Raw genomic sequence first — 3,981 nt, forward strand, 5'->3', positions numbered from 1 at the left:
CTGCACCAGGTCTGCAACCGGCTGGACATCAACCTGTCGGCACTGCCGGACTGGAACTGCTGCGGGTCGTCCTCCATCCACGCGGTCAGGCCTCAACTGGCGGTGTCCCTGGCGGCCCGCAACCTGTTTCAAGCCCAGTCCATGGGCCGGGACCTGATGGTCATGTGTGCCGGCTGTGCCAACCGTCTGCGGGTGGCATCCAACCAGCTTCGCAGCGATGATACCAGCCGCCGGGTCAACCGGGAAATCCTGGGAAACACCCTCGACCAGGAACTGCGCGTTCACCATCTGATGGACCTGTTGCCCGGCCGATTGAAGGAAAAGCCTTATCGCGATGCCCTGCAACAGGCCCTGACGGGTCTGCGCTATGTGCCCTATTACGGCTGCCTGCTGGCAGCGCCGCCGGAACTCAAAAACTACCCCAAACTTCATGGCAGCATGGAATCGGTCATGGGTTGGCTGGGTGCTGATGCGCTTAAATGGGGATATCAGGCAAAATGCTGCGGGGCTTTTTTATCGGTGGCCAGACCGGACATCGTGGCGCCCATGGTCACGGACATCATGGACAAGGCCATTTTGGCGGGGGCCGAGTGCGTGGTCACGGCGTGTGCCATGTGCCAGCTCAACCTGGAGCTCAGAAGCCCTGCCCATCGGCGACTGCCGGTTTTTTCAATCGTGGAACTGCTGGCCTACGGCATGGGTTCAACAGACTGGCCCCATTGGTTCAAGAAACATCTCATCGATCCGCTGCCGCTGTTCAAAAACAAACGATTCGCGATCTGACAACATCCCATAACCATCCACAATCGCCCCTGGGCGACCCGTCTCGCCAGCGAGGCAGACATCCGGTTTGACACACGCCTCGAAAAAGGTCGGCCGTGGCCTTTTCGATGGCCGCGAATGACCTATGCACCGGCTTTCAGGCTCATAAAATACCCGCGCTCAAAATACTGGGACGTCCGGCTGTCCAAAACGGCCTCGTTTTCGTGAATGTAGCGCGAGCCGCTCCCCCAGGCACCGCAGGCCAGTACCGCAGTGTCACCGAGATTGAACTTGCGGCCGCAGGCCACACATCCCTGGGCGTTGGTGGCGTTGAGGGCTTCAAGGTCCATCATGATTTTGGGTTTGCACGCATTGATGTCATTCATTGTCTTTTCCTTTCGTTTCAGCCGGTTCGCTTCATCAGATAGAGTATTCATCATCCTGACAAATGCAAACCGGTGAGACCCCTGCCAGGAAGAAAAAGGGATTGCTTATTTGTCCCAAATTTGCTTTGGTCGGGCGTCCCTTTTTTAGCAGGCAGAATGTCTTGACTCGTGAGGACACGCGTTTAAGGAAATAACATGGTCACCACCTTGGGTGCGTTTGGAGCATTGTTTGCCGCCGCCTTTGTCTTTTTGACCGGCAACGGCCTGTTAAACACCCTGCTGAGCTCACGCATGGCCGCGGAGGGTTTTTCCACAGCCACCACCTGCGTGGTCCTGTCCTGTTATTTCACCGGCCTGTTGACCGGGTCATTCACCTGCCATCGCTTGATCCAACGGGTGGGTCACATCCGGGCCTTCACCGTGTTTGCCGCCACGACGACGGCTGCGGCCCTTCTCCACGGGCTTCATCTCTCCCCATGGTTTGGGGAATGCTGCGGTTTTTATGCGGCATCACAACCTTCGACCTGTTTATGGTCATCGAGAGCTGGCTCAACGAGTGTACTGAATCGCGCTACCGGGGGCGGGTATTTTCCATTTACATGACCCTGACTTACCTGGGCATCGGCATCGGCCAGCAGTTGCTCAATGTCGGAGACGTTCAGGGGCAAACGCTGTTCATCATCGCCGGTATCATCTTCACCCTCTGCCTGGTGCCGGTGTCGGCCACCGGGGGTGTCCATCCCAGTCTGCCCGAAACCAAGCCCTACCATTTCCTATCCATTTTCCGACGGGCACCGCTGGGCATGCTCGGGTGCATGGTCGCCGGCCTGACCAACAGTGCCTTTTATGCCATGATACCGGTGGTCTGCACCGACATCGGCCTGTCGCTGCGTCAGCTGTCCTGAATCATGTCCATCACCGTGTTCTGCGGCCTGGCGGCCCAGTGGGCAGTGGGAACCCTGTCAGACCGGTTTGACCGCACCGTTGTCCTCACTGTCATCGCAACCGCTATCGCCGTTGTCGGCGGATTTCTGTTCGTTATCGGAGAGACATCGTTTGGAGGAATGGCGGTAGGGATGGGACTGTTCGGTGCATTGATGTTTGCCGTCTACCCGATCTCGGTGGCCCGGGCGCACGATATCTTCGGTGGGCAGGAGGCGGTGGCCGTCAGCGCCGGCCTGCTTTTCGCTTACAGCATCGGCGCCAGCGTCAGCCCCGTTCTGGCCTCCGGGATGATGGCCCTGCTGGACTCCCCATTTGGCCTTTTCGCGTTCTGGTTTTTTATAAACGGTGCCTTCGCCGTGGTCACCCTCTATTTGAAAAAGCAGGAAAAGGTAGAAATCGTGGCGGTGGAAGACCAGGTGGCCTTCGTGCCCATGAAAAGTACGTCCCCCGTGGTCATGTCCCTGGACCCACGCAGCGATCTCGAAATTGACAGATACTGAAGGCACGTCGCGCAGGGGATCTCAACGCAGCGTACCGGGCCGACGCCCCCCATCCATGGAAAACGGATCGTTGTCCGCTGAGGGCAGGCTGACGACAATCACGTTCTCAGGCTCAAATCGAATGGTCGTACGGCTGTAAAGCGAATACCAGACCCCCACCTGTTTACCCTCAGGATCGGCAATCACCCCGCCCAGGATGGCGGGCGTAAACCCCAACTGGTCGGTCATGGCGTCCACCAGCCGATTCAGTAGCTCGGGAGTCATCTTCACGGACCGCCATAAGCCTGGCTTTAGGGTGTAGGTCCGGTGAATGGCCAGGATGGCCGTGGGACGGGCCTCGGGACCGGTGGCATAGTAGGCGTGGTCCGCCAGCACCTCGTGGCGCTCGAAGGTTTTGCTGACATCGTTGCTGCGCTGCAGGTTTCCGTAGGTACCGGCGCAGGCCACTGTCAGGGTCACCAACAGGGCCAATAGCGGACGCGAGTCCCGAATGCGTCGTGAAAGCTGGGTCTGGTTGGAAATTGAGGACATCCCGCAGGCAAACTGGCTTTAGCTGGTGGTCTTTAACAGGTCAATTTCCCTGTGATGCAAAATAGGCTGCCGCACCCGGGTGCAGGGGGAGACCGATATCCGGACCATCGGATGGCTTCACGGAAAACTGACCCAGTGCGGGATGGATGCTTTTCAACTTATCCTGATATTGTTCCAGGGCAGCCATAATCGAAACCGTGGTCTCGGCATCGAGGCTTTTAGACGCAACCAGCAGAATGGTCGTTGCGAATGTTGAAATCGGGTTTTTAATAGATGGATAGGTCTGCGCGGGGATCAGGGTTCGTAGAAAAGCTGGATGTCCGTCGACCATTTTGGCAATGTCGCTGTCATCCATGTTCACCGGCGCGGCGTTGCAGAGTTCCAGCAACTGCTGGAACTTTGAATCCGGGTGCACGCCGATATTGACCATGGCCTGTATGGAACCATGGCAAAAAGCCATGGTATCCTGGGAAAGGCTGGCCGGTAAGGCTTCGAAAAGTTTGAAGTCCGCCGTCGTCCAACCCTTGGCAGCCATGATCCAATCTACTGCCCGGCGCTCCTTCGAGCTTGGCGCCCCGGCGTTTATTCGTTTGCTTTTCAATTGGTCCAAATCGGCAATATCCGCATCCGATCGTGAAATCAGCAATATCGGTAGGTCATAAAGCGGTAATAGGCCGCCCAGGTTGTCATAGCGGATATCCAGAAACGCAAACTGGCCGGTCTGGTTGATCGCATCGGCCAACAGGTGCGAGTCGGTTAAGGCCATATCCAGGGAGCCCCCCTGAAGGTTGGTCAGGTTATGGATGCCATCCGGGGCCGGAAGAACCTGGCAGTCCAGATTCTCGGCGTGCATGCTG

At 57.6% G+C, this 3,981-nt stretch carries 6 protein-coding genes; 3 read left to right on the plus strand and 3 right to left on the minus strand.

Going from position 1 to position 3,981, the window contains the following annotated elements:
• On the plus strand, positions 1 to 783 hold a 783-nt coding region (locus QNK41_RS11605), incomplete at its 5' end, for a heterodisulfide reductase-related iron-sulfur binding cluster (protein ID WP_319256930.1).
• Positions 784 to 905: 122 nt separating this feature from the next.
• Here QNK41_RS11605 and QNK41_RS11610 read toward each other — a convergent pair.
• Positions 906 to 1,148 carry a hypothetical protein gene (locus QNK41_RS11610; RefSeq protein WP_319256932.1) on the minus strand — a complete coding sequence of 81 codons (243 nt, stop codon included), beginning with the start codon at positions 1,146 to 1,148 and terminating at the stop codon, positions 906 to 908.
• A 488-nt stretch (positions 1,149 to 1,636) separates the two neighbouring features.
• Between QNK41_RS11610 and QNK41_RS11615 the strand changes: the two genes are divergently transcribed.
• Together QNK41_RS11615 and QNK41_RS11620 are read left to right on the plus strand one after the other, a co-directional pair.
• Positions 1,637 to 2,053: an MFS transporter gene (locus QNK41_RS11615; protein ID WP_319256934.1), complete on the plus strand. Its 417-nt coding sequence runs from the start codon at positions 1,637 to 1,639 to the stop codon at positions 2,051 to 2,053.
• Positions 2,054 to 2,056: 3 nt separating this feature from the next.
• Complete coding sequence (locus QNK41_RS11620; protein ID WP_319256936.1) at positions 2,057 to 2,593, plus strand: MFS transporter; 537 nt, start codon at positions 2,057 to 2,059, stop codon at positions 2,591 to 2,593.
• A 21-nt stretch (positions 2,594 to 2,614) separates the two neighbouring features.
• Here the strand turns inward: QNK41_RS11620 and QNK41_RS11625 are convergent, their stop codons facing one another.
• Complete coding sequence (locus tag QNK41_RS11625) at positions 2,615 to 3,124, minus strand: hypothetical protein (RefSeq protein WP_319256938.1); 510 nt, start codon at positions 3,122 to 3,124, stop codon at positions 2,615 to 2,617.
• 40 nt (positions 3,125 to 3,164) lie between these two features.
• Positions 3,165 to 3,981, minus strand: an 817-nt coding sequence (locus QNK41_RS11630) for a TAXI family TRAP transporter solute-binding subunit (protein ID WP_319256940.1), incomplete at its 5' end; no start/stop codon positions are given.

Source organism: Desulfosarcina sp., from assembly GCF_033791525.1.
GTDB lineage: Bacteria > Desulfobacterota > Desulfobacteria > Desulfobacterales > Desulfosarcinaceae > Desulfosarcina.

Bases quoted from the DNA above. Each gene is read 5' to 3' on its own strand.
- QNK41_RS11615 (WP_319256934.1), top strand. From the start codon at position 1,637: ATGCTGCGGTTTTTATGCGGCATCACAACCTTCGACCTGTTTATGGTC.
- QNK41_RS11610 (WP_319256932.1), bottom strand. From the start codon at position 1,148: ATGAATGACATCAATGCGTGCAAACCCAAAATCATGATGGACCTTGAA.
- QNK41_RS11620 (WP_319256936.1), top strand. From the start codon at position 2,057: ATGTCCATCACCGTGTTCTGCGGCCTGGCGGCCCAGTGGGCAGTGGGA.
- QNK41_RS11625 (WP_319256938.1), bottom strand. From the start codon at position 3,124: ATGTCCTCAATTTCCAACCAGACCCAGCTTTCACGACGCATTCGGGAC.